The sequence below is a fragment of the Streptomyces sp. NPDC012637 genome (assembly GCF_042954805.1).
In the GTDB taxonomy this organism is placed as follows: Bacteria; Actinomycetota; Actinomycetes; order Streptomycetales; family Streptomycetaceae; genus Streptomyces.
The window spans coordinates 1,663,640-1,687,184 of sequence record NZ_JBIBDS010000001.1 but is presented as its reverse complement, the minus strand read 5'-3'; the positions used below and the strand labels follow the sequence as shown (position 1 = coordinate 1,687,184).

General features: G+C 72.4%; 21 protein-coding genes. 13 read left to right on the top strand and 8 right to left on the bottom strand.

Annotation, left to right across the window (positions count from 1 at the left end; translation table 11 throughout):
- Positions 1-22: 22 nt before the first annotated feature.
- Both ACFY8W_RS07550 and ACFY8W_RS07545 read right to left on the bottom strand, forming a co-directional pair.
- Positions 23-811, bottom strand: a complete 789-nt coding sequence (locus ACFY8W_RS07550; RefSeq protein ID WP_391101400.1) for a TIGR04222 domain-containing membrane protein — start codon at positions 809-811, stop codon at positions 23-25.
- A gap of 94 nt (positions 812-905) precedes the next feature.
- On the bottom strand, positions 906-2,198 hold the full coding sequence (locus ACFY8W_RS07545) for a hypothetical protein (RefSeq protein WP_391101398.1): 1,293 nt from the start codon (positions 2,196-2,198) through the stop codon (positions 906-908).
- 203 nt (positions 2,199-2,401) lie between these two features.
- On the opposite strand from ACFY8W_RS07545, the gene gcl reads away from it, so the two are divergent.
- Positions 2,402-4,180 (top strand): glyoxylate carboligase, encoded by a 1,779-nt coding sequence (gene gcl / locus ACFY8W_RS07540; RefSeq protein WP_391101785.1) that lies wholly within the window; start codon positions 2,402-2,404, stop codon positions 4,178-4,180.
- A 51-nt stretch (positions 4,181-4,231) separates the two neighbouring features.
- On the opposite strand, the gene ACFY8W_RS07535 is transcribed toward gcl, so the two are convergent.
- Positions 4,232-5,206, bottom strand: coding sequence for an ArsR family transcriptional regulator (locus tag ACFY8W_RS07535; protein WP_391101395.1), 975 nt, complete (start codon positions 5,204-5,206; stop codon positions 4,232-4,234).
- Positions 5,207-5,266: 60 nt separating this feature from the next.
- Here ACFY8W_RS07535 and ACFY8W_RS07530 point away from each other — a divergent pair, with 60 nt between their 5' ends.
- Positions 5,267-6,499 (top strand): MFS transporter, encoded by a 1,233-nt coding sequence (locus ACFY8W_RS07530; protein WP_391101392.1) that lies wholly within the window; start codon positions 5,267-5,269, stop codon positions 6,497-6,499.
- 356 nt (positions 6,500-6,855) lie between these two features.
- On the opposite strand, the gene ACFY8W_RS07525 is transcribed toward ACFY8W_RS07530, so the two are convergent.
- The 3 genes from ACFY8W_RS07525 to ACFY8W_RS07515 form a co-directional block, all read right to left on the bottom strand.
- On the bottom strand, positions 6,856-8,313 hold the full coding sequence (locus tag ACFY8W_RS07525) for a catalase (protein ID WP_391101389.1): 1,458 nt from the start codon (positions 8,311-8,313) through the stop codon (positions 6,856-6,858).
- A 204-nt stretch (positions 8,314-8,517) separates the two neighbouring features.
- Positions 8,518-9,432, bottom strand: a complete 915-nt coding sequence (locus ACFY8W_RS07520) for a 2-hydroxy-3-oxopropionate reductase (RefSeq protein WP_391101387.1) — start codon at positions 9,430-9,432, stop codon at positions 8,518-8,520.
- Positions 9,433-9,499: 67 nt separating this feature from the next.
- On the bottom strand, positions 9,500-10,333 hold the full coding sequence (locus ACFY8W_RS07515) for a TIM barrel protein (protein ID WP_391101384.1): 834 nt from the start codon (positions 10,331-10,333) through the stop codon (positions 9,500-9,502).
- A 141-nt stretch (positions 10,334-10,474) separates the two neighbouring features.
- Here ACFY8W_RS07515 and ACFY8W_RS07510 point away from each other — a divergent pair, with 141 nt between their 5' ends.
- The 9 genes from ACFY8W_RS07510 (at position 10,475) to ACFY8W_RS07470 (ending at position 18,551) form a co-directional block, all read left to right on the top strand.
- The gene (locus ACFY8W_RS07510) at positions 10,475-10,747 is read left to right on the top strand and encodes a hypothetical protein (RefSeq protein WP_391101782.1); all 273 of its coding nucleotides are present in this window, start codon (positions 10,475-10,477) and stop codon (positions 10,745-10,747) included.
- Positions 10,744-11,130: a helix-turn-helix domain-containing protein gene (locus ACFY8W_RS07505; RefSeq protein WP_391101382.1), complete on the top strand. Its 387-nt coding sequence runs from the start codon at positions 10,744-10,746 to the stop codon at positions 11,128-11,130. The genes ACFY8W_RS07510 and ACFY8W_RS07505 overlap by 4 nt, the downstream gene beginning before the upstream one ends.
- A gap of 155 nt (positions 11,131-11,285) precedes the next feature.
- Entirely contained in the window at positions 11,286-11,804 is a 519-nt protein-coding gene (gene uraD / locus ACFY8W_RS07500; RefSeq protein ID WP_391101380.1) for a 2-oxo-4-hydroxy-4-carboxy-5-ureidoimidazoline decarboxylase, read from the top strand.
- On the top strand, positions 11,804-12,211 hold the full coding sequence (uraH, locus tag ACFY8W_RS07495; protein WP_391101377.1) for a hydroxyisourate hydrolase: 408 nt from the start codon (positions 11,804-11,806) through the stop codon (positions 12,209-12,211). Before uraD ends, uraH begins: the two co-directional genes overlap by 1 nt.
- A 5-nt stretch (positions 12,212-12,216) precedes the next feature.
- The gene (gene pucL / locus ACFY8W_RS07490; protein WP_391101374.1) at positions 12,217-13,140 is read left to right on the top strand and encodes a factor-independent urate hydroxylase; all 924 of its coding nucleotides are present in this window, start codon (positions 12,217-12,219) and stop codon (positions 13,138-13,140) included.
- A gap of 69 nt (positions 13,141-13,209) precedes the next feature.
- Entirely contained in the window at positions 13,210-14,628 is a 1,419-nt protein-coding gene (locus ACFY8W_RS07485) for a solute carrier family 23 protein (protein WP_391101371.1), read from the top strand.
- 48 nt (positions 14,629-14,676) lie between these two features.
- A complete protein-coding gene (locus tag ACFY8W_RS07480; RefSeq protein ID WP_391101368.1) occupies positions 14,677-16,068 on the top strand; it encodes an 8-oxoguanine deaminase in 1,392 nt (463 codons plus the stop codon).
- Positions 16,069-16,464: 396 nt separating this feature from the next.
- A complete protein-coding gene (locus tag ACFY8W_RS07475) occupies positions 16,465-17,814 on the top strand; it encodes a solute carrier family 23 protein (protein ID WP_391101365.1) in 1,350 nt (449 codons plus the stop codon).
- Between the two features lie 83 nt (positions 17,815-17,897).
- Positions 17,898-18,551 carry an aspartate/glutamate racemase family protein gene (locus ACFY8W_RS07470; RefSeq protein WP_391101362.1) on the top strand — a complete coding sequence of 218 codons (654 nt, stop codon included), beginning with the start codon at positions 17,898-17,900 and terminating at the stop codon, positions 18,549-18,551.
- 7 nt (positions 18,552-18,558) lie between these two features.
- Here ACFY8W_RS07470 and ACFY8W_RS07465 read toward each other — a convergent pair whose 3' ends face one another.
- Positions 18,559-19,122, bottom strand: coding sequence for a hypothetical protein (locus ACFY8W_RS07465; protein WP_391101359.1), 564 nt, complete (start codon positions 19,120-19,122; stop codon positions 18,559-18,561).
- 285 nt (positions 19,123-19,407) lie between these two features.
- On the opposite strand from ACFY8W_RS07465, the gene ACFY8W_RS07460 reads away from it, so the two are divergent.
- Both ACFY8W_RS07460 and ACFY8W_RS07455 read left to right on the top strand, forming a co-directional pair.
- Positions 19,408-20,373, top strand: a complete 966-nt coding sequence (locus ACFY8W_RS07460; protein WP_391101356.1) for a fibronectin type III domain-containing protein — start codon at positions 19,408-19,410, stop codon at positions 20,371-20,373.
- 51 nt (positions 20,374-20,424) lie between these two features.
- The gene (locus tag ACFY8W_RS07455) at positions 20,425-22,320 is read left to right on the top strand and encodes a hypothetical protein (protein ID WP_391101353.1); all 1,896 of its coding nucleotides are present in this window, start codon (positions 20,425-20,427) and stop codon (positions 22,318-22,320) included.
- Between the two features lie 10 nt (positions 22,321-22,330).
- On the opposite strand, the gene ACFY8W_RS07450 is transcribed toward ACFY8W_RS07455, so the two are convergent.
- Entirely contained in the window at positions 22,331-23,482 is a 1,152-nt protein-coding gene (locus tag ACFY8W_RS07450; protein ID WP_391101350.1) for a GDSL-type esterase/lipase family protein, read from the bottom strand.
- Positions 23,483-23,545: the final 63 nt, after the last annotated feature.

The following is a 23,545-nucleotide window of genomic DNA, read 5'->3' as shown; positions in this document are numbered from 1 at the left end:
CGCGGGCCCTCGGTCGCGGTCCTCAGTCGGGGGTCGCGCCCGTGCAGGTGAACCCGCTGTCCGGGTTCAGGCCCCGGCCCGTCGCGTAGCCGTCCTCGCGGTGCGCGTCGCGGCCGAGCAGCCCGCCGTCCCGGGAGAAGTGCGGCAGGAAGAGCGTGAGCGCGGGATCTCCGTACAGCGCCACGTACAGCAGCACGTCCTTGGCCTCGGTGACCTCCTGGCGGCGCGCGGGCAGCGGGTGCCGGGCGCGCAGGCCGTCGAGCAGCCGGCGGGCCGCCCGGGTCGTGGGCGGCACGCTGAGCAGTGCCGCGGCGGCGAGCACCGGGACCGCCCCGAGGGCCAGCGCCGGTCCGGACACCCCGGTCACGAGCAGACCGACGGCGACGGTGAGCAGGACGCAGACGAGCAGCACCCGGGCCGTCCTGTGCCGCCCGGGCGGGCGGATCAGCCCCGTCCTGCCGAGCTCCGCGCGCAGCGCGTCGAGCGCCTGCCGGGCCTTGGGCCGGGTGGCCAGCAGCCGGAGCGTCAGGGCCCGTTGGAGTGAGCGGTGCACGCCGAGCTGGAGCGGGTCACGGGTGCGGCCCGCGCCGCCGTTGGCGCGAATCGTGCCCCGCCGCCCGGCCGCGACCGCGCCCCGCTGGTGCAGCGCGACGAGCGCGACGACGACCGCCGCCCGCGGCCCGCCGCGCAGCAACGCGAGTGCCTGCGGCGGAAGTTCCGGCCGCTCCTGGCTGCGGGCACGCAAGAGAACCGCCGCGAGCACGAGTTGACCGACCGCGGCCCCCAGGAACCACCACATCCCCGTCGTCATGGTGTCCACCCCCCGAAGGAGTTGTGCCCGGGGGAGCGGCGGTCGTCACGTGCGAATGGCCGAAACTGTTAGGGCCTGATCCGCCGGACGGGTCTTAGGGGGCTCCGGAGGAGAGGAGTTCGCCCGCGGGCGGGTTCACGGGCTGCGGCGTGCCGGTGAGGTCGAGCACGAACAGCGGGATGCCGAGGCCGTCCGCGCGCTCATGGGCTTCGGGGGTGTATCCGGCGAGCGAGAAGTAGACGCTCACCGACGAGTTGCTGAGGCCGTTCAGCCAGAGGCACTCCACCGCCCGCAGTCCGGTCGGCCGGGTGCTCGGGTCCACCTGCGCGACCAGCCCGGGACCCCGCAGGTCCACGGCCGAGGCCGAGCGCTCCTCCGGCTGGACGACGTCGCGGAAGCCCAGCCAGCGCAGGTACCCGGCGGACGCGGCGACGGCGTCCCGGGCGGTCCTGATCGTGACCGGCCGGAACGCGGAGCGGGCCGCGTCCGGGCCGGGACGGGCGTGCGCCGAGGCGGGCGGGGCCGGCGGGGAGGGATGCCTGCGCGCGAAGGAGGACTCGGCGGGAGCAGGAGCGGGAGCGGAACTGGGAGCGGGACCCGGAGCCGGGAGGGAGGCGGGGCCCGGCGCGTGCTCGCCGGGTGGGGCGGAGGACGCGAGGCCGGCAGGGCCGGACCCGCCGCGGGAGCCGCTTCCCGGACCACCGGCGGACGGACCACCGCCGGACGGACCACTGCCGGACGGACCACTGCCGGACGGACCACTGCCAGACGAACCGCCGGCGGACGGACCACTGCCGGACGGACCGGCGCCCGAGGGGCCGGCGCCGGAAGGGCGCTCCTCGGCCGGGCGCCCGTCGGCCGGGCGCCCGTCGGCCGGGCGCCCGTCGGCCGGGCGCCCGTCGGCCGGGCGCGCCGGGCGCTGGGCCGCCGCAGGCGGGGCGGTCGGGCCGGGAGGGGCGCCCGGAGCGCGGGGCGGGGGCACGGACGCCTCGGGTGCGGATGTGTCGGAGCCGGTGCCGCCACCCCTCCCGGCCGCGCTGCCGGAGCCGGCGCCGCCCTCGCTCCTCCCGGCCGCGCGGCCCTCCGGCGGCGTGGCACCGGTCGGGGACGGGCCCGGAAGCGGCCCGCCCGGGCTCACCGCCACCCGCAGCACGGCCCCGCACGGGCAGCCCACCTCGGGGTGGGGCCAGTCGGACGCGCGCGTGCAGGCGGGGCAGTGGACGGTGACCCACTCGTCGGACCAGTTCCGGTGGGTGACGGGCACGGCGGCGGCGCCGGGGACGACCGGGGGCGCGACCGGGATGCCGCAGGAGCAGGGGAAGGCGGGTGCCGCGTACCGGAGGGTACGGAGGCACTCCGGACAGCGCACCTGGACCGACTCAGCCACTCCGAACCCCCTCCTGCGTCGTGCGGTCCCATGCTCCACCAATTCGGTCGTCAAGGGGAGGAACTTCGGCCATCGCGCGCACGGACCTCTCTTGACGCCTCTCCACCGGCCCACCTACATTGCTTCCGTATAGCAGAACAGTACTTCCGCATTATGGAAACAAGCCGTCAAGGCCCCGAAGCAGGAGCACTCCCATGCCTCGTATGACCGCCGCCGCAGCGGCCGTTGAGATCCTCAAGCGCGAAGGCGTCACCAACGCGTTCGGTGTGCCCGGCGCGGCGATCAACCCCTTCTACCGAGAGCTCAAGAACGTCGGCGGGATCAGCCACACCCTCGCCCGCCACGTCGAGGGCGCCTCCCACATGGCCGAGGGCTACACCCGGGCCAAGGCCGGCAACATCGGCGTCTGCATCGGTACGTCCGGCCCCGCCGGCACCGACATGATCACCGGCCTGTACTCGGCGATCGCCGACTCGATCCCGATCCTCTGCATCACCGGCCAGGCCCCGACCTCGAAGCTCCACAAGGAGGACTTCCAGGCCGTCGACATCGCCTCGATCGCCAAGCCGGTCACCAAGGCCGCGACGACCGTCCTGGAGGCCGCGCAGGTCCCCGGCGTCTTCCAGCAGGCCTTCCACCTGATGCGCTCCGGCCGCCCCGGCCCGGTCCTCATCGACCTGCCGATCGACGTCCAGCTGACCGAGATCGACTTCGACCCGGAGACGTACGAGCCGCTGCCGGTCTACAAGCCGTCCGCGACCCGCGCCCAGGCCGAGAAGGCGCTGGGCTTCCTCCTGGAGTCCGAGCGGCCGCTGATCGTCGCCGGTGGCGGCATCATCAACGCCGACGCCTCCGACCTGCTGGTCGAGTTCGCCGAGCTGATCAACGTCCCGGTCATCTCCACCCTCATGGGCTGGGGCACCATCCCGGACGACCACGAGCTCGCCGCAGGCATGGTCGGCGTCCAGACCGCGCACCGCTACGGCAACGCGACCTTCCTGGAGTCGGACTTCGTCCTCGGCATCGGCAACCGCTGGGCCAACCGCCACACCGGTTACAACATGGACGCCTACACCAAGGGCCGGAAGTTCGTCCACGTCGACATCGAGCCCACCCAGATCGGCAAGATCTTCGCGCCCGACTACGGCATCGCCTCCGACGCCAAGGTCGCCCTGGAGCTCTTCGTCGAGATCGCGAAGGAGTGGAAGGCCGCGGGCAAGCTGCCCGACTTCTCCGCCTGGGCCGCCTCCGCGCAGGAGCGCAAGGCCACCCTGCAGCGCCGCACGCACTTCGACGACATCCCCATGAAGCCGCAGCGCGTCTACGAGGAGATGAACAAGGCCTTCGGCCCGGAGACCCGCTACGTCACCACCATCGGTCTCTCCCAGATCGCCGCCGCGCAGTTCCTGCACGTCTACAAGCCGCGCCACTGGATCAACTGCGGCCAGGCGGGCCCGCTCGGCTGGACCATCCCGGCCGCGATCGGTGCCGCCACGGCGGACCCGGAGACCCCGGTCGTCGCCCTCTCCGGCGACTACGACTTCCAGTTCATGATCGAGGAGCTGGCGGTCGCCGCCCAGCACAAGGTCCCCTACGTCCACGTCCTCGTGAACAACGCCTACCTCGGTCTGATCCGGCAGGCGCAGGGCGGCCTCGGCATCAACTTCGAGGTCAACCTCGAGTTCGAGAACATCAACACCCCGGAGATCGGCGTCTACGGCGTCGACCACGTCAAGGTCGCCGAGGGCCTCGGCGTCAAGGCGATCCGCGTCGAGGACCCGAACAAGCTGGGCGAGGCCCTGGAGCAGGCCAAGAAGATGGCCGTCGAGTTCCAGGTCCCGGTCGTCGTCGAGGCGATCCTGGAGCGCATCACCAACATCGCGATGAGCAAGACGGTCGACATGAGCGACGTCACCGAGTTCGAGGACCTGGCCACCGAGCCCGGCCACGCGCCCACCGCGATCAAGGCCCTGCAGGTCTGACCGGGAAGCCGTGAGACGGCCCCCGCCCCGAGGAGCACCGGGGCGGGGGCCTCACCGCGTCCGGGCCCGCACGAGGACCGCGCCCGCGTCCGTCCAGTCGTACAGGACCGACCGGCCGGCCCGTCTCCGCCGTACCAGACCGGCGTCGAGCAGCACCTTCAGATGCCGGCCGACCGAGCCGAGACCCTGCCCCGTGAGGGCCACCAACTGGCTGGTGGACTTGGGTGATTCGAGCCGTACGAGGACGCCGGCACGAGCCCGGCCCAGCAGCGCGCCGAGTGCCTCGGGCACGACGGGGCCCGTGACGTCCGCCAGGGCGCCGGAGCACGCGTACACGACTGCGTAGCGCTCCGAACCCTCCCACGAGGCCCAGCCCGTGGCCGGCGTCACCGGGACGAAGAGCAGTCGGCCGCCGCCCACCGAACGCGGCGGATAGTCACGGGTGTTGATCTGCAGCCGCCCGTCGCCCAGCCACCTCATCTTCCCCGGGCACAGCTCGTCGAGCGCCGCCGCCCAGCCTCCCCGGCCCAACAGCGCCGTCCGCGCCACCACATCGGCCTCGAGGATCCGCCGCCGTCGCGGCCACTCCGGCAGCACCGTCTCCCGCCACACCCACTCCAGGACCCCGGCCATGCGCCTCGGCAGGTCCCGCCGCGACCGCAGCGGCTCCGGCACGGGACCGCCCACCGCCACCTCCAACTGCGGCTCGGCGTCGTCCGGTTCGGCCTCCCGCACCGCCGCCACCTCGTCCTCGAAGGACTGCTCGCCCTCGCCCAGCGGTGTCGGCGTGAGGAAGTCCGCGTTCCAGGTGGGGCCGATGGCGGCCCTGACCAGCAGCGCGTCGAGCGGCTCGGCGGCGAGGCGTTCCCGGTACGCGGGCAGACGGGCGGCCAGCCAGGCCCGCTCACCCGGGTGGGCGCCCCCGGCCGCGTGCAGGGTCTTCAGGGCCGCCACGGTCTCCGCCAGCGGCGACACCACGAACCGGCTGCTCGCGAGGGCGTCCGTGCCGATCTGCCACCAGCCCATGGTTTCGCCTCCCCGCGAAACAATAACGGCGCCGCACCGCACTCCCCGAGACTCCGCGGCATGCCCCGCTACCGCGATGTCTTCCGTGTTCCCGAGTTCACCCCGCTCTTCCTCAGCGGCGCGGCCCTCGCGGCCGCCCAGACCGTGGCCGGTCTCGGCCTCGCCACGCTGGTGTTCCGTGCCACGGGTTCGCCGCTGTTCTCCGCGCTCGCGATGTTCGGCCCGGCGCTCGCCCAGCTCGTCGGCGCCACCACGTTGCTCGCGGCGGCCGACCGGCTGCCGCCGCGCGCCGCGCTCACCGCCGTCGCCCTGGTCTTCGCGGCCGGCACCGCCGCCCAGACGCTTCCCGGCCTTCCGGTCGCCGCCGCCTTCGGGATCCTCCTCCTCCAGGGACTCGCCGGCTCGGTCGGCGGTGGAGTGCGAGGCGGTCTGCTCAACGAGATCCTGCCGCGTGACGACTATCTGCTCGGCCGCTCCGTGTTCAACATGTCCGTCGGCGTGTGCCAGATCGCGGGCTTCGCGGCCGGCGGTCTGCTGCTCGCGCTGCTCTCGACCCGCGGCACCCTGCTGACCGGGGCCGCGCTCTACCTGGTCGCCGCGCTGCTCGCCCGCGGCGGGCTGTCCGCTCGGGCCCCGCGCGCCACCGGGCGGCCCTCGCCGGCCGAGACCTGGCGGACCAACGCCCGGCTGTGGTCCTCGCCCGAGCGCCGCCGCGTCTACCTCGCGCTCTGGGTGCCGAACGGGCTGGTCGTCGGCTGCGAGTCGCTCTTCGTGCCGTACGACCCCGAGCACGCCGGACTGCTCTTCGTCTGCGCCGCGGCAGGAATGCTGGCCGGGGACACCGCCGTCGGCCGCTTCGTACCGGCGCGGTGGCGCGGGCGCCTCGCCGCGCCGCTGCAGGCCCTGCTCGCGGCCCCGTACCTGCTGTTCTTCCTGCGGCCCTGGCTGCCGTTCGCGGCGGTCGCCGTGACGGTCTCCGCCGTCGGCTACGCCGCGAGCCTGCTGTACCAGGAACGGCTCATGGAGCTCGTGCCGGACGAGCTGAGCGGCCACGCGCTCGGGCTGCACACCTCGGGGATGCTCGCGCTCCAGGGTCTCAGCGCCGCCCTGGCCGGCGGCCTGGCCCAGCTCACCTCGACCGCCACGGCGATGACGCTGCTCGCCCTCGCCTCGCTCGCGGTGACCCTCGCGCTGGTCGTCGGCGCGCCGCGGCCGAAGGCGCCGTCGCCGGCACCGGGCCGCGCGAAGACGGATCGTACGCATGCGGATCGTACGAATGCGGGCCCCGCATAAAAGGAAGAGCGCGGAACCAGGGACCGTAAACCTGGTTCCGCGCTCTCGCTTGGTGACCGCCCGACGGCACGAGGCTGGCGCGACAGGACGTTCGCGCCGCCGGGCGGAGTCTGGCCCCCTTCCGTGCGAGAAGGGGGGCGTTGGGACCGCGGTGGTGCCGACGGGCGCTGCGGCCGGTCCCTTCCTTCAGGTCAAGAAGGGGAGCCGACAGGCCCTTACCACCGCACTGGCTCGGCGCCACCGCGGTCCTCACGCTGTCCGGTTCACCGACCACCCCTCATCCGGGCCGGTGATCCGGACTGCGTACGGTCACTGACCTCCCGTCAGGTGCCGTACGCAGTCGGGGTGTCGGAGGCTCAGTCCTCGCGCAGGGCGCGGACTGCCTCCTCGACGCGCCGGCCGTACTCGGCGTCGGCGGCGGCGAAGTGGGCGAGGTTCTTCTCGACGATGTCCTCGCGGGCGACCTGGGAGAGGCTGCCGGCGATGTTGGCGACGAGGCGGGACTTCTCGTCCTCGGACATCAGGCGGTAGAGCTCACCGGCCTGGAAGAAGTCGTCGTCCTTGACGTGCGCCGGGGCCGCGTGGGTGCCGGTCCAGCCCTGGACGGCGAGCGGCGCGGAGAGCGCGGCGTCGGTCTGCGCCGGACCCGAGTACGAGTTGGGCTCGTAGTTCTTGTCGTGGCGGGAGCCGTTGCGGGTGGCCATGAAGCCGTCGCGGCCGTAGTTGTCCGCCACCGTCGCCTTGGGGGCGTTGACCGGCAGCTGGGTGTGGTTGACGCCGAGGCGGTAGCGGTGGGCGTCCGCGTAGGCGAAGAGGCGGCCCTGGAGCATCTTGTCCGGCGACGGGCCGATGCCCGGGACGAAGTTGTTCGGGGAGAACGCGGCCTGCTCGACCTCGGCGAAGACGTTGTCCGGGTTGCGGTCGAGGACCAGGCGGCCCACGCGCTGCAGCGGGTAGTCCGCGTGCGGCCACACCTTGGTGAGGTCGAACGGGTTGAAGCGGTAGTCCGCGGCCTCGGCGGCCGGCATGACCTGCACGTAGAGGGTCCAGGAGGGGTTCACGCCGCGCTCGATGGACTGCAGCAGGTCGGTCTGGTGCGAGTTGGCGTCCTTGCCGACCACCTCGGCGGCCTGCTCGGCGGAGAGGGAGCGGATGCCCTGGTTCGTCTTGAAGTGGTACTTGACGAAGAAGGCCTCGCCCGCCTCGTTGGTCCACTGGTAGGTGTGCGAGCCGTAGCCGTTCATGTGACGGTACGAGGCCGGGATACCCCGGTCGCCGAACAGCCAGGTCACCTGGTGGGTCGCCTCGGGGGCGTGGGCCCAGAAGTCCCAGACGTTGTCCGCCTCCTGCTTGCCCGTGAAGGGGTCGCGCTTCTGGGAGTGGATGAAGTCGGGGAACTTGATCGGGTCCTTGATGAAGAACACCGGGGTGTTGTTGCCGACGAGGTCGTAGTTGCCCTCTTCGGTGTAGAACTTCACCGCGAAGCCGCGCGGGTCGCGGACCGCGTCCGCGCCGCCCAGCGAGTCGGCCACGGTGGAGAAGCGCAGGAACAGCTCGGTCTTCTTGCCGACCTCGGACAGGAACGCGGCCTTCGTGAAGGCGGTGACGTCGTCGGTCACCTCGAAGTAGCCGTACGCGCCGGAGCCGCGGGCGTGGACCACGCGCTCCGGGATGCGCTCACGGTTGAAGCGCGCGAGCTTCTCCAGCAGGTGCTGGTCCTGGAGGAGGATGGGGCCACCGACGCCGGCGGTGGCGGAGTTCTGGTTGTCGGCGACCGGGGCGCCGGACTCGGTCGTAAGCACGCGCTGAGGCATCTTGTCGGGTCGACCTTCCGTACGGGGAGCTGCACTGCTGACTGGTGGAGTGCTCTGGAGCGTAAGGACGGTCCTCGAACAACGTCAACAGTTTGTTGAAATGAAGTGTGGTGTTCCGGACGGCGGCGACGCCTGGGCGCGACAGGACAGTTGTCAGCGCCGCCGCCGTCCGGAAATCAGGGGCCCGTCAGGGACGGGCGAGGATCAGACCTGCCGGCCGGAGAGGCGCTCGACGGCGCGCAGCAGGGCCGAGTGGTCCAGGCCGCCGTCACCCTGCGCGCGCAGCGAGGCGACGAGCTGGGCGACCACGGCGCCGACCGGGAGGGCCGCACCGACGTTGCGGGCGGCGTCGGTGACGATGCCCATGTCCTTGTGGTGCAGGTCGATCCGGAAGCCGGGCTTGAAGTCCCGGTTCAGGAAGTTGTCCTTCTTGCGGGTCAGGACGGTGGAACCGGCCAGACCGCCGTTGAGGACGTCGAGGGCGGCGTTGAGGTCCACGCCCGACTTCTCCAGGAAGACCACGGCCTCGGCGCACGCCTGGATGTTCACGGCGACGATGAGCTGGTTGGCGGCCTTCACCGTCTGGCCGGAGCCGTGCGGGCCGCAGAGGACGATGGTCTTGCCGAGGGCCTCGAGGATCGGCAGGGCCGCGTCGAAGTCGGCCTGCTCGCCACCCACCATGATCGACAGGACGGCCTCGATGGCGCCGGCCTCGCCGCCGGAGACGGGCGCGTCGATGACGCGGATGCCCTTCTCCTTGGCGTTCTTCGCCAGGTCCACGGAGGTCTGCGGCGTGATCGACGACATGTCGATGATCAGCGCGCCGGCCTTGGCGTTCTCCAGGATGCCCTCGGGGCCGTAGGCGATCGCCTCGACCTGCGGGGAGGCCGGGACCATCGTGACGATGACGTCGGCGTCCTTGACGGCCTCGGCGATCGAGCCGGCCGCGGTGCCGCCGGCGGCGGCGAGGCGGTCCAGCTTGTCCTGCTCCAGGGTGAAGCCGGTGACGGAGTAGCCGGCCTTGATCAGGTTCTCGGACATGGGGGAGCCCATGATGCCGAGGCCGATCCACGCGATCGCCGGGCGGGTGGGCTGGGAGGAATCAGCGAGGTTGCTCATTGGGGAGGGTCCTTCTCTGAAAGCTTCGTACGAAAAGGTCGGGGGTGACCTGGCGGAACGCCCGGACTTACTTGGCGGCGCGTGCCTCGGCGGGCAACCATGCGAAGGACGCGGCGGCGTCGGCGGCCTTGTACTCGAGGCCGACGAAGCCGTCGTAACCGGCCTTCTTCAGCTCGTCGAGCAGCTGCTCGAGCGGGAGCTCGCCGGTGCCCGGGGCGCCACGGCCCGGCATGTCGGCGATCTGGACGTGGCCGGTCTTGTCGGCGTACCGCGCGATGACCGCGCTGACGTCCTCGCCGTTCATCGCCAGGTGGTAGATGTCGAGCAGGAACCTGGCGTTGCCGAGTCCGGTGGCCGCGTTGACCTTGTCGACGACCTCGATCGCGGAGGGCGCGCTCACCAGCGGGTAGAGCGGGGACTCCGGCTTGTTGAGGGTCTCGATCAGCAGGATCGCGCCGACCCGGTCGGCCGCGCGGGCGGCCAGGACCAGGTTCTCCAGGGCGAGTTCGTCCTGGACGGCCGGGTCCACGCCCTCGACGCGGTTGCCGTAGAGCGCGTTGAGCGCCTTGCAGCCGACCGAGGCGGCGAAGTCCGCGGCGACGTCGATGTTGGCGCGGAAGCGGTCCGACTCCTCGCCGGGCACGGAGACCGCGCCGCGGTCCGGGCCGGGGAGCTGACCGGCGTAGAAGTTCAGGCCCACCAGCTGGGTGCCGGCGTCCTCGAGAGCCTTTTTGAGGGCGTCGAGCTCGCTCTGGTCGGGGGTGGCGGTGTCGATCCAGGGCCACCACAGCTCGACCGCGGTGAAGCCCGCCGCGGCGGCGGCCGCGGGGCGCTCCAGGAGCGGGAGTTCCGTGAAGAGGATCGACAGGTTCACATCGAAGCGCTGGTCCGTGTATCCCATGAGGGGTCGGCGCTCCTTCCGTATTGCGGAAGTAAGTTTCTGTCTGGTGGAAGGTTGCTATCAGGGTGGCCGACTTGTCAAGAGGACCCCGCAGGTCCGGGGCTCCCGTGGGCCGCGGGCGGGCCGTAGCGTGGGGGCATGGTGCGTTTGAGAGTGGAGTTCACGACCGAGCCGTTCGACCTCGACGAGGCGCCGGCGCACGCGGTCGTGGCCCGGGAGGTCATCCAGTCGGCCGAGCTGGACGCGGTGGACGTCGGTCCCTTCGGCAACACGGCCGAGGGCGGCGCGGACGCGGTGCTCACCGCGGTCGACGAGCTGCTGCGCAAGTCCCTGGCGGCCGGGGCCACCCGGGTCTCGCTCCAGGTGAACGTGATCGGCGGCGGGGCCGGCAAGGACGGTGAGGGGGACAGATGACCGAGCATCCCTTGGTCGCGGCGGTGAAGCCGCTGGTCGACGCGATGGGCGCCGAGCTGCTCGGCCCGGAGCAGGCCGAGACGGACGACGTGGTGCTGGCGTGGGAGGGCGAGGACGTCCTCGCCGTACGGCTGCCGCAGCTGTCCGAATCCCTGGACCACATCCTGGCCGCCATGGAACGGCGGCACGGGATGCCGCTCTCCGAGCTCGACCGCAAGAACAAGCAGGAGGTCGTGCGGATCCTGGAGGCACGAGGTGCCTTCTCGGTGCGCCATGGAGTGGAGACGGTGGCCGGCGCCCTCGGGGTCAGCCGCTTCACCGTGTACAACTACCTGAACCGTGAGACCGCCCTGAACAGGGAAAAGTCTCCCAAGGACAGCTAGTTGATCATTCGGTGCCGGAAGCCGTCGTCCACATGTCGGGACGGCGGCTTTTGCGTAGCCGAGTTTTCAACAAAGTGTTGACGTGGTGTTGCGGAGGGCGTTAGCTATCCGCAGCCCGTCCGACGCACAGCGAAAAACAGCCACGGAGGCTTCCCGTGACTTCAGGTACGACACCGGGCCTCGCCCGGTTCAACACCTCGGCGGAGGGTGACGCCGTCACCGCGCTCCACGAGGTGTGCTCCAGTTCGGCGTGGGGGAGCAAGATCCTCGCCCAGCGCCCGTTTGCCACCGCCGAAGCCCTCTTCCTCGCCAGCGACGCCGCCATGGCCGAGCTGACCGCCGAGGACCTGGCCGACGCGATGGCGGGCCACCCGCCGATCGGTCGTCCGAAGGAAGGGGACCCGACCTCCTCCCGCGAGCAGAGCGGGATGGCCGGCGCCTCCGCGGAACTCAAGGCCGAGATGCTCGAACTCAACCTGGCCTACCAGGACAGGTTCGGCCATGTCTTCCTCATCTGCGCCACCGGCAAGACCGGCGAGCAGATGCGCGACGCCATCCGGGAACGGATCGAGAACTCGCCGGAGCAGGAGCGGGAGATCGTCCGCACCGAACTGGGCAAGATCAACCGCATCCGTCTGACCCGTCTCGTCGAGACCACCGAGGAAGAGAACTGATGAGCACCGACACCACGGCCTCGGTGTCCACCCACATCCTGGACACCAGCATCGGCCGGCCGGCCGAGGGCGTGGCCATCACCCTCACGGCCCGCGCCGGCTCCGACGCCGAGTGGGTCGCCCTGGGCGGCTCCGCCACCGACGCGGACGGGCGCTGCAAGGACCTCCCGGCCCTGCCGGAGGGCACGACCCACGTGCGCCTCGACTTCGAGACCGAGGCGTACTTCCTGAGCAAGCAGAACAAGCAAGCCGAGGCGCAGCAGGACGCCCCCGCGAATCGGGACAGCGGTGCGACCGGAGCGTTCTTCCCGGAGGTGGCGATCACGTTCGCCGTCGTCCCGGGCGAGCACTACCACGTACCGCTGCTGCTCAACCCGTTCGGCTACTCCGTTTACCGAGGGAGCTAGCAGACATGCCCACGATTCTCGGCCAGAACCAGTACGGCAAAGCAGAGAACCGCGTCGTCAAGATCACGCGCGACGGCGGCACGCACCACATCAAGGACCTGAACGTCTCCGTCGCCCTCTCCGGTGACCTCGACGACGTCCACCTCACCGGTTCGAACGCCCACTGCCTCCCCACCGACACGACGAAGAACACGGTCTTCGCGTTCGCCAAGGAGTACGGCATCGAGTCCGCCGAGCAGTTCGGCATCCACCTCGCCCGTCACTTCGTGACGAGCCAGGAGCCCATCAAGCGGGCCCGGATCCGGATCGAGGAGTACGCCTGGGAGCGGATCGCCAGCTCCGACGCCAACTCCAAGTTCATCGGCGCCGAAGAGGTCAACCACTCCTTCGTCCGCAAGGGCCAGGAGACCCGCGTCACCCAGATCACCTTCGACGGCGAGAAGTGGGAGGTCATCTCCGGCCTCAAGGACCTCGTCGTCATGAACTCCACCAACTCGGAGTTCTGGGGCTACATCAAGGACAAGTACACCACCCTCCAGGAGGCGTACGACCGGATCCTCGCCACCCAGGTGTCGGGCCGCTGGCGGTTCAACTGGACCGAGGACGACCAGCGCATGCCCAACTGGGAGCGGTCCTACGAGCAGACCAAGAAGCACATGCTCGAGGCCTTCGCGGAGACCTACTCGTACTCGCTGCAGCAGACGCTGTACCAGATGGCCACGCGGATCATCAACCACCGTTCGGAGATCGACGAGGTCCGCTTCTCGCTCCCGAACAAGCACCACTTCCTGGTCGACCTCGAGCCCTTCGGCCTGAAGAACGACAACGAGGTCTACTACGCCGCCGACCGCATGTACGGCCTCATCGAGGCCACCGTCCTGCGGGACGGCGCCACGGCGCAGATCCCGGTCGACATGACCAACCTCTAAGCGGCACCGAGTGGCCGCCCCCGCCCGCCCCGCAGCCGGGCGGGGGCCCACTGACCGGAGGGAAGATCCATGGCACCGCCCGCAAAGGGGCCGGCAACCGCCGAAGGCCCGTGTTCCACCCCGCCGTCCACCACCGCCCCGGCCCCGGCCGCCTGCCACCCGGTGGACGAGAAGCTCCCCGCCTCGCGGCTCGTGCCCGCGGCACTCCAGCACATCGCCGCCATGTACGCGGGCGTCGTCACCCCTCCGCTCATCATCGGCCAGGCCGTCGGCCTGGACGCCGCCGGGATGACCCGGCTCATCGCCGCCAGTCTGCTGATCGCCGGCTGCGCCACCATCCTGCAGACCATCGGCCTCGGACGCTTCGCCGGAAACCGGCTGCCGTTCGTCAACGCCGCCTCCTCCGCCGGCATCGCGCCCATGCTCGCCATCGCCGAGACCAGCGCCAGGGGCCACCAGCTGCCCGCCATCTACGGCGCCGTGATGGTCGCCGGAGTGTTCTGCCTCGCCGTCGGCCCCTTCTTCGGCCGGCTGCTCCGCTTCTTCCCGCCGCTCGTCACCGGCGTCGTGATCACCCTCATCGGTGTCACCCTGATGCCCGTCCCGGTGGGCTGGGCCCAGGGCGGGGACAAGAACGCCGCCGACTTCGGGGCCATGAAGTACCTGGCGCTCGCCGGCTTCACCCTCGTCGTCATCCTGCTCTTCCAGCGCTTCGGCAAGGGCTTCGTCAAACAGATCGCCTTGCTCCTCGGCCTCTTCGTCGGCACGCTCGCCGCGATCCCGTTCGGCATGGCGGACTTCACCGCCCTGCGCGAGGCGCCGGTCGCCGCGCTGCCCGCGCCCTTCGCCTTCGGCGCTCCCGAGTTCCAGCCCGCCGCGATCCTCTCCCTGTGCATCGTCATGCTGGTCCTGATGACGGAGTCCAGCGCCGGGATGCTCGCCCTCGGCGAGATCTGCGAGCGGCGCAGCGACGGGCGGACCATCACCCGGGGCCTGCGCACCGACGGCATCGCGACCCTGCTCGGTCCCGTCTTCGGCGGCTTCCCCACCTCGGCCTTCGCGCAGAACGTCGGCGTCGTCTCCCTCACCCGGGTGCGCAGCCGCTACGTGGTGGCCGTCGCCGGCGGCGCCCTGCTCGTCCTCGGTGCCTTCCCGGTCCTCGGCGCGGTCGTCTCGCTGGTGCCCATGCCGGTCCTCGGCGGCGCGGGCATCGTGCTCTTCGGCTCGATCGCGGTCAGCGGCATCCGCACCCTGTCGGAGGCCGGACTCGACGACAGCTCCAACATCATCCTGGTGGCCGTCGCGCTCGGAGCGGGCATCATCCCGCTCGCCGCTCCCACCTTCTACGCCGGATTCCCCGCCTGGGCACAGACCGTGCTCGGCTCCGGCATCAGCGCGGGCGCGCTCGTGGCCGTCCTGCTGAACCTGTTCTTCCATCATCTCGGCACCCGGAGCCGTCAGACCGCTCCGGCACTCAAATCCTCCTAGGGTCCTGCCGTGCCCACCAATCCCCTCTGGAATGAAGGAAGCACCGCCATGGCAGCACCTTCGGCAGCCACCCAGCGCATCGTCATCGAGAACGCGGCGATCGCGACCGTCGACGCGAACGACACCGAGTACGCCACCGGCTACCTCGTCGTCGCCGACAACAAGATCGAGTCCCTCGGTGCCGGCAAGGCCCCCGAAGGCCTGGAGAACGTGGTCCGGCGGATCGACGCCACCGGCCACCTGATCACGCCGGGTCTGGTCAACACCCACCACCACTTCTACCAGTGGATCACCCGGGGCCTCGCGACCGACCACAACCTCTTCAACTGGCTGGTCGCGCTCTACCCGACGTGGGCGCGGATCGACGAGTCGATGGTGCGGGTCGCGGCCCAGGGCTCGCTCGCGATGATGGCGCGCGGTGGTGTCACCACCGCGATGGACCACCACTACGTGTACCCCCAGGGCTCCGGAGACCTGTCCGGCGCGATCATCGGTGCCGCCGCCGACATGGGCGTCCGCTTCACCCTCGCCCGCGGCTCCATGGACCGCAGCGAGAAGGACGGCGGCCTGCCGCCGGACTTCGCCGTCGAGACCACCGAGGGCGCGCTCGCCGCGACCGAGGAGACGGTGAAGCGGTACCACGACGCCTCCTTCGACGCGATGACCCAGGTCGCCGTCGCCCCCTGTTCGCCCTTCTCCATCTCCACCGAGCTGCTGCGCGAGGGCGCGGCCCTCGGCCGCCGGCTCGGCGTGCGCATGCACACGCACGGCTCGGAGACCGTGGAGGAGGAGAAGTTCTGCCACGAGCTGTTCGGCATGGGCCCCACGGACTACTTCGAGTCCACCGGCTTCCTCGGCGAGGACGTGTGGATGGCGCACTGCGTCCACATGAACGACTCCGACATCGCGGCCTTCGCCCGCACCAGGACCGGTGTCGCCCACTGTCCGTCGTCCAACGCGCGCCTCGCCGCCGGCATCGCCCGCGTACCCGACATGCTCAAGGCGGGCGTGCCGGTCGGCCTCGGCGTCGACGGCACCGCCTCCAACGAGTCGGGCGAGCTGCACACCGAGCTGCGCAACGCCCTCCTCATCAACCGCCTCGGCGCCCACCGCGAGGCCGCGCTCAACGCCCGCCAGGCCCTGCGCCTCGGTACCTTCGGCGGTGCGCAGGTCCTCGGCCGCGCCGACAACATCGGCTCCCTGGAGCCCGGCAAGCTCGCCGACTTCGTCCTCTGGAAGATCGACGGCCTCGGCCACTCGTCGATCGCCGACCCGGTCACCGCCATCGTCTTCGGCGCGGCGGCGCCGGTCACCGCGTCCTTCGTCAACGGCAAGCAGATCGTCGAGAACAACCGACTGCTCACCGCCGACGAGGACCAGATCGCGCGCGACGCGCGCACGGAGGCCCAGCGCCTGGCCCGTATCGCGGCCCAGGGCTGATCCCTCCCCAAGGAGTCCGACCGAGGGGGACGGCCCTCGGTCGGTCGCCGTGGACCCGAGCGGGGTCCGCGGCAGCCGGACCGGAGGGTGTGCGTACGCACAGTCGTACGGCACCCTCCGGATCGGTGAACCCGTGTCCGCACCCCCACCGGGCGCCCCGTCCCGTGCCGCACCCTCTCCGGCGGCGCACCGCTCCACCAGCGCAACGAGCCGCACCTCCTGCACCCGCACCGCATCGCACCACCTCCCTGACACCCTCGTCGCCGCCGACGTGTACCCGACCGGAGGACCGCCGTGGCTGCCAAGCCCCAGGTTCGCAATGCACAAGACGCAGGCTCGGACCTCGATGACGACCGGACCAGACATCCGGTCGACGAGACCCTGCCCCCACTGAAGATGCTCACCAGCGGTCTGCAACACGTGGCCGCCATGTACGCGGGCGTCGTCGCCCCGCCGCTGATCGTCGGAGCGGCCGTCGGCCTCTCCGGAACCGAGCTCACCTTCCTCACCGGTGCCAGCCTCTTCACGGCCGGCCTCGCCACCTTCCTCCAGACCCTCGGCGTCTGGAAGATCGGCGCCCGGCTGCCGTTCGTCAACGGAGTCACCTTCGCCGGCGTCGCCCCGATGCTCGCGATCGTCGACACGACGAAGGACAAGGCCGACGCCCTTCCCGTCATCTTCGGCGCGATCATCGTCGCCGGACTCCTCGGCTTCGTCGCCGCCCCCTGGTTCTCCCGCCTCGTGCGGTTCTTCCCGCCGGTCGTCACCGGCACCGTCATCACCCTCATAGGCGTCTCGCTGCTGCCGGTCGCCTTCGGCTGGGCCCAGGGGCCCAGTCCCGCGGCCGACGACTACGGTTCGACCACCTACCTCTCGCTGGCCGCCGTCACGCTGGTCATCGTGCTGGTGCTGCGCCGCTTCACCCGCGGCTTCCTGAAGCAGATCGCCGTCCTGGTCGGTCTCGTCCTCGGCACGCTGATCGCCATCCCCTTCGGCGTCACCGACTTCAGCCCGGTGACGGAGGCCGACGTCGTCGGCTTCCCGACGCCCTTCCACTTCGGTGCCCCGCAGTTCGCCCTCGCCGCGATCATCTCCATGTGCGTCGTCATGCTGGTCTCCATGACCGAGTCGACCGCGGACATGCTGGCGCTCGGCGAGATCGTCGAGCGGCCCGCCGACGAGAAGACCATCGCGGCCGGACTGCGCGCCGACACCCTCGGCTCCGCGATCAGCCCGCTGTTCAACGGCTTCATGTGCAGCGCCTTCGCCCAGAACATCGGCCTGGTCGCCATGACCCGGATCCGCAGCCGCTTCGTGGTCGCCTGCGGCGGTGGCTTCCTGGTCCTCATGGGCCTGTCGCCGGTGGCCGCCTCGCTGATCTCGGTCGTGCCGCGGCCGGTGCTCGGCGGCGCGGGCGTCGTCCTCTTCGGCTCGGTCGCCGCGAGCGGCATCCAGACGCTCGTCAAGGCCGGTCTGGAGAAGGACAACAACGTGCTGATCGTGGCCGTCTCGCTGGCGGTCGGCATCATCCCGATCACCGCGCCGGAGTTCTACCACGCCTTTCCGGAGACCGCGAAGATCATCCTGGACTCCGGCATCTCCACCGGCTGTGTCGCCGCGGTCCTGCTCAACCTGGTCTTCAACCACCTGGGCAGGAACCGGGACGACGACACGGTGACCGCGCCCATGGAGCCGGGCGAGGAGATCTCCGAGACGGCGGCGGCGAAGGCGGCGCACGTCCACTGAACCGCCCGACCTCCCTCCCGCCCGCCCCGGTTCCCGCGCACGCCGCGGGGCCCGGGGCGCCGGCCGTCACGGCCCGGCCCGCCGTGGTGCTCGTCAACCCCAACACGTCGGCGGCCACGACCCGGATGATGACGGAGATCGCCCGCCGCGCCCTCGCGGGAACGGGACTGCGGGTCCGGGGCGTCACGGTCGCCGAGGGGCCGCCGGTGCTCACCGACCCGGCCGCCCTGCGCTCCGCCGCCCCGCACGTCGTCACCGCCGCCCGCGCGGCCGTCGCCTCGGGTGACTGCGCGGCCGTGATCGTCGCCGCGTTCGGCGACCCGGGGCTCGACTCCGCCCGCTCGCTCCCGGTGCCCGTGGTCGGCATCGGCGAGGCCGCGCTCGCCGAAGCGGCCGCAGGCGGCCGCCGCTTCGGGATCGCCACGACGACCCCGCTGCTGGCCGACGCCATCGCCGCGCACGTGGACCGTCTGGGTCTGACGTCCGCGTATGCAGGCGCCCGCTTCACCGCGGGTGACCCGCAGCAGCTCGCCGCCCGCCCCGAACCGCTGCTCGCGGCGCTGACGGCCGCCGCCCGCGCCTGCGTCGCACGCGACGGGGCCGAGGCGGTCGTCATCGGAGGCGGCCCGCTCGGCGAGGCCGCGGAAGCCCTGCGCACCCGTCTTCCCGTCCCCGTCGTCGCCCCGGTCCCCGCCGCCTGCCGCCGCGTCACCCAGCTGCTCGCCGAGAAGCCCTGACGCTCCGTCACCGCTCCAGCTCCATCCGGCGCCGGCACTCGTGCGCCAGGTGCGGATAGACCGCCGCGATCGCCTCGTACAGCCGACGGCGCAGCAGGCGTTCGGCCTCGGCGCGGCCCGTGGCGCCGTAGAGGCCGTCGAGCAGGGTGTCGTAGCGGGAGAGGGCATGGCGGAGGTAGCCGACCTGCCAGCGGACCATCGCGCCGGCCGCGACGCCGCCCGGTCCGCGTGCGCCGAGCAGATGCCGGTGGCGGACCGCCCGGCGCTCCAGCTCGGCGGCCGGCAGCCGGGGGACCTCGATGGGCTCGGCGCGGATCGCCGCGAGCACGGCCCGCCGCCGTCTCTCGGCCGCCGCGCCCCTCGACGCGGACGTGGCGGACGCGGCGAACTCCGGCGTGCGCTCCACCGCCTCCACCCGGGCGAGCAGATAGAGCCGCACCGGCGCGAGCGACCAGCGCCGCGGGTCGCGTCCCTGCACATCGGCCTGTCCGAGCATCTCGTCGACCATGGAGTTGCTCCAGCCGCGCCCCCGCAGGCCCGCCAGGGACACATACGTCGTACGGTCCGTCACGATTCCCCCTGATTCCATTACGGAGAGTGATGGAATCAGTGAAGCGCACCCCACTGACAACGCGCCCAGGCGACCTCGGCGGCACCTCCGGCGGCCCTCCGGCAGCGTCCCCCGCGCCGCCTCCCGCGTCGCGCCGCCTTCCGCGCCGCCTCCGGCGGCACCCCCCGGCCGCACCTCGGCAGCGCCTCGCCGGGACCGTCGGCAGCACCTCCCTCCCGCCCCCTTGCCCCCGCCCCGCCCTCCGTGCCATATAGGTCCAGACCTTTACGGGATGGAGGCACCCCCATGCAACGCCCCCTCACCGCACCCCTGTCGGCCCTGACCGCTCTCGCCCTCGCCACGCTCACGGCCTGCTCCGGCGCCGCCGCGGCCGCCAAGGACACCCGCGCCCCCACGGCCCCCGCAGGCGTCACCGCCACTGCCGGCAGCGCGACCACCGTCCACGTCATGTGGAGCGCCGCCGCCGACGACAAGGCCGTCACCGGCTACACCGTCTACCGCCAGGGCCGCCGGGTGAAGGACCTGCCCGCCGCCACCCTCATGACCGACGTCACCGGCCTCGCCCCCGCCACGCCCCACACCTTCACCGTCCGCGCCCGCGACGCCGCCGGGAACGTCTCCGCGGACAGCACCGCCGTCACCGCCACCACACCCGCCGCCACCGCCGAGGACCGCACGCCCCCGACCCGCCCCACGGCCCTGCGCGCCACCCCGGAAGGCCCCGGTGCCGCCGCACTCACCTGGCGGCCCGCCCGCGACGACACCCGCGTCACCGCCTACGACGTCTACCAGTCGGGCTCCCGAGTCCACACCGTCCCCGGCACCGTCACCGAGGCCCGTCTCACCGCCCTGCGCCCGGCCACCGCCTACACCTTCACCGTCCGCGCCCGCGACGCCGCCGAGAACTCCTCCCCGGACAGCGACCCCGCCGGCCTCACCACATTCGCCGCCCCGGGCAGGCGCCCCGCCACCGCGCCCACGGGCGTCACCGCCACCGCAGCCAAGGGCACCATCACCCTCACCTGGACCCCGCCCCGCACCCCGACTCCCGTCAAGGAGCACCAGCTCCACCTGAACGGCCGCTTCGCCACCACCATCGTCTGGGGCGCGGACCCGGGCCCCGGCCCCGTCAGCTACACCCTCGCCGTTCCCGCCACCCCCGGCGTCCGCTACGCCCTCACGCTCCGCGCCAGGCTCCCCGACGGCACCTGGGGCGACTTCTCGGCCCCGCGCACGGTCGTGACGGTCTGACGGGCGTCGCCGACCCGCCACACCGCCCCGCCCCGAACTACGCTGGGAAGCGTGGCCGAGATCGCCCTCACCAACACCGGTCTTGACGCCTTCCTGGAAGCGAACCCCGAATTCCGGGGACCAGGAGCCGTCAGGGCCGCGGATGCCGTGCTGAGTCTGCTCGCGCTGCGCGGGGCGGACCGGGGGACCGGGGTGCCGGAGCCGACGCCCGCACTCGCCAAGGAGCTCCTCCTGGAGGACCTGCCCGCGTTCGTGTGCGCGGCACCCGGTGAGCTCGGGACCTATCCGGCGGTGCTCCGCGCGCTCGCCGGGCGGTTCGACGGCGAGCGACGCAGCCGGGTGGAAGGCGTGATCGGCGAGGCCCTGCCCGACTTCGAGCGGGCCATGGGCGACCCCGGGAACCTCACCTGGCCCCGCTGGTACGCCCAGCTGCTGCGCGCCGACGGCACCGACGCCGACGACCCCGAGGCCGTACGCACCTGGCTCGCCGCGCTCGACGGGCCGCCGCTCCCGGACGGCGTGCGACGGGCCGACCTGATGGGCCGCACCGCCGTCGCGGACCTCCTTCTCGCCGAGGTCCTGACCAGGGCGTACGTCCGGGACGCGGAGCGACCGCCGGCCGCCGGGCCGCTGCTCGGCGACCACGACGTGGCCCAGGGCATCGGGACCGTCGCCGCCGCGCTCCTCGACCGGTGGACCGCCGCCGGGCTCGCCGAAGGGCTCGCCGGGGAGTACGCGCACCTCGCGCCCGGCCCTGACGACTTCCCCCACCTCGGCCTCGCCGACGCCCTGCTCGACGAGCACCTCGACTACTACGGCGACCCGTCCGTGCCGCTGCCGCCGCCCGAGACGGAGGCGGCCGAGGAGGACGTGGAGCGGGACGCCGACCTGCTCGCCGCCGTCGTCGACGAACTCGCCGAGGCACAGCCGTACGAGACGGCCGCGGAGCCGTTGACCGCGGAGCCGTCCGAGAAGGGCGGCACGGCCGGGACCGTGCCGGACGGCGGCGGGGCCGGCCCCCGTGGGGGCGGGGCCGGGCCCTACGGCGGCGAGGCCGCCCACCTGCTCTACACGCTCTACCAGCGCGGCTGCTCCGCCGAGTCGGTCGCCCGCCGCGCCGCCGAGTTCGAGGACTGGACCGTCGACCCGGCCCTGGAGGACGCGCCCGTCCGCGTACCGCCGCCCGCCTCGCCCGCGTACACCACGCCGACCGCCGGCGAACTCGCCCGGCTGCTCGGCTCACCCGGGATCAACGACACCGACCGGGCCCGGCTCGACAAGCCCGCGCACGAACTCGCCGCCGTCGTCGACCGGCTGGCCGCCACCGGGCTCGTCTTCCGCTACGGCGACGCCTTCGGGCTGACCCCGCGCGGCTGCGCCGTGGTCCGCTACCTCCTCGCGGTGCGCCGGGTCGCCGTGCCCGACGCCGCCGAGACGGCGGGCTGGGGCGCCGCCCGCCTGGTGGCGGCCGCCGAGGGCTGGCCGCCGGCCGTCGCGGGCCGGGTGCTCGCCGACTGGCTGCGCGCCCGCGGCGACGACACCGGCGCCTGGGGCGAGCTGGTCGGCGCGATCGGCACGGTCAACGCCGGCACCTCCGAAGCCGCCGCCACCCGTGCCCTGCTCGGCCTCCTCGACTGGTCGGCCGCGCCCGCCGAGGCGCTGCGCGACGCCCTCCCGGACCCGGTGGCCGGCGCCCGCGCCGAGGAGGCGCTGCTCGCGCGGGGCGGGCGGGTGGAACCGGCCGAGGTGCCGGACTCCGCCCGGGCCCTGCAGGTCCTCGACGGGCTGCCGGGCAAGAAGGGGCCGCTGGAGAAGCGGCGAACCGCCTTCGACGCGGCGGCGGCCCGCTGGCCCGGCGGTTCGGCGGCGCTGGTCGCCGCGATGGCGGCCGCCGACCCGCACGAGACCGCGCGGGTCCTCGGCCCCCTCGGCGTCAGCCTGCCCTGAGGCCCGGGCCTCAGCCCGCCGTGAGGTACATCCCGGAGGCCCCGGTCCCCGCCGTGTTGCGGCAGCTGTAGTTGCCGCTCGCCTGGGCGCTGATCAGCGCGAGGCACCGGCCCTGCGCCTGCTGCCCGTAGTAGTTCGGGTGCATGTTCTCCTGGAGCGGGCCCTGGGTCTGGTTCTGGTCGATCCAGCGCGCCCACTCGCTCGTCGTCGCCGAGGCGGGCACGGTCGACGACACCTGCTTGCTGGCCTTCGCGCACACCTCGCGCCCCTGCAGCATGTCGCGCAGGTCCATGAACTGAGCGCCCTTGGCCGTCGCGACCGCCTTCAGCCGGTTCGCGATCTGCGGGACGAGGGAGTCGCGGGCCCAGTCGGAGTCCAGGTTCCAGAACGGGCAGCCGCCGGTGTTCGTGCGGCTCCAGCCGCTCTCGCCGTAGCGGTTGTCGGCGGCCCGCGGGATGGGGGAGGGGTAGGACTGGAGCACGATCCGGTAGTCCGAGTTGGCGTATCCGGCGCCGGTCATCACGGCTCTGATCTCGTCGATGGCCTTGCCGACGTTCGCCATCACCCCGTCGATCTTCGCGTCGACCTCGGCCTGCTGGTCGTCGTGGCAGTACGAGTACCAGACGATGTAGTCCGTGGCACAGGTCGTGATGATGTCGGCGAAGCCGAGGTCGTTGCCGCCGATCGACAGCGCGATCAGCTTGACGTCGCGGCCGGCGGCGACGGACGCGAGCTGGTCGGCCTGCGGGGCCTCGCCCTTGTACGAGACGCCGCCGGCGACGCTGCGGAACACGTTCCGCGTGGTGGCACCGGAGCAGGCGAGGTTGATCAGCTCGCTCGCGATGGCGCCCGCGCTCCTGACCTCGGCCGAGTCCGAACGGTGGCAGCCGTTGGCCGCCGACGTGCCGTAGACCCGGCTCGGGTCGTACGTGCTGCCGGTCCACGCCCGGTCGGTGCCGTTGCGGCTGCCGGTGGTGGTCAGGCTGTTGCCCATCCAGCGGCCGGCCTCGCCGGAGATGTAGCTGTCGCCCATGGAGACGACGGCGGTGGGCCCGGAGCCGGGGGAGGCGGCGGCGGGTGCCGGGGCCAGGGAGACGAGTCCGGCGGCGACGCACAGGGCGAGCAGTCCGCGCAGGGCGCGGCGGTGCGGGGACGAAGACATGGCTGTGCTCCTGCGGTGAGCGGTGCGCAGTGAGTGGGGGACAGCCGCCGGCCGGTGGCATGG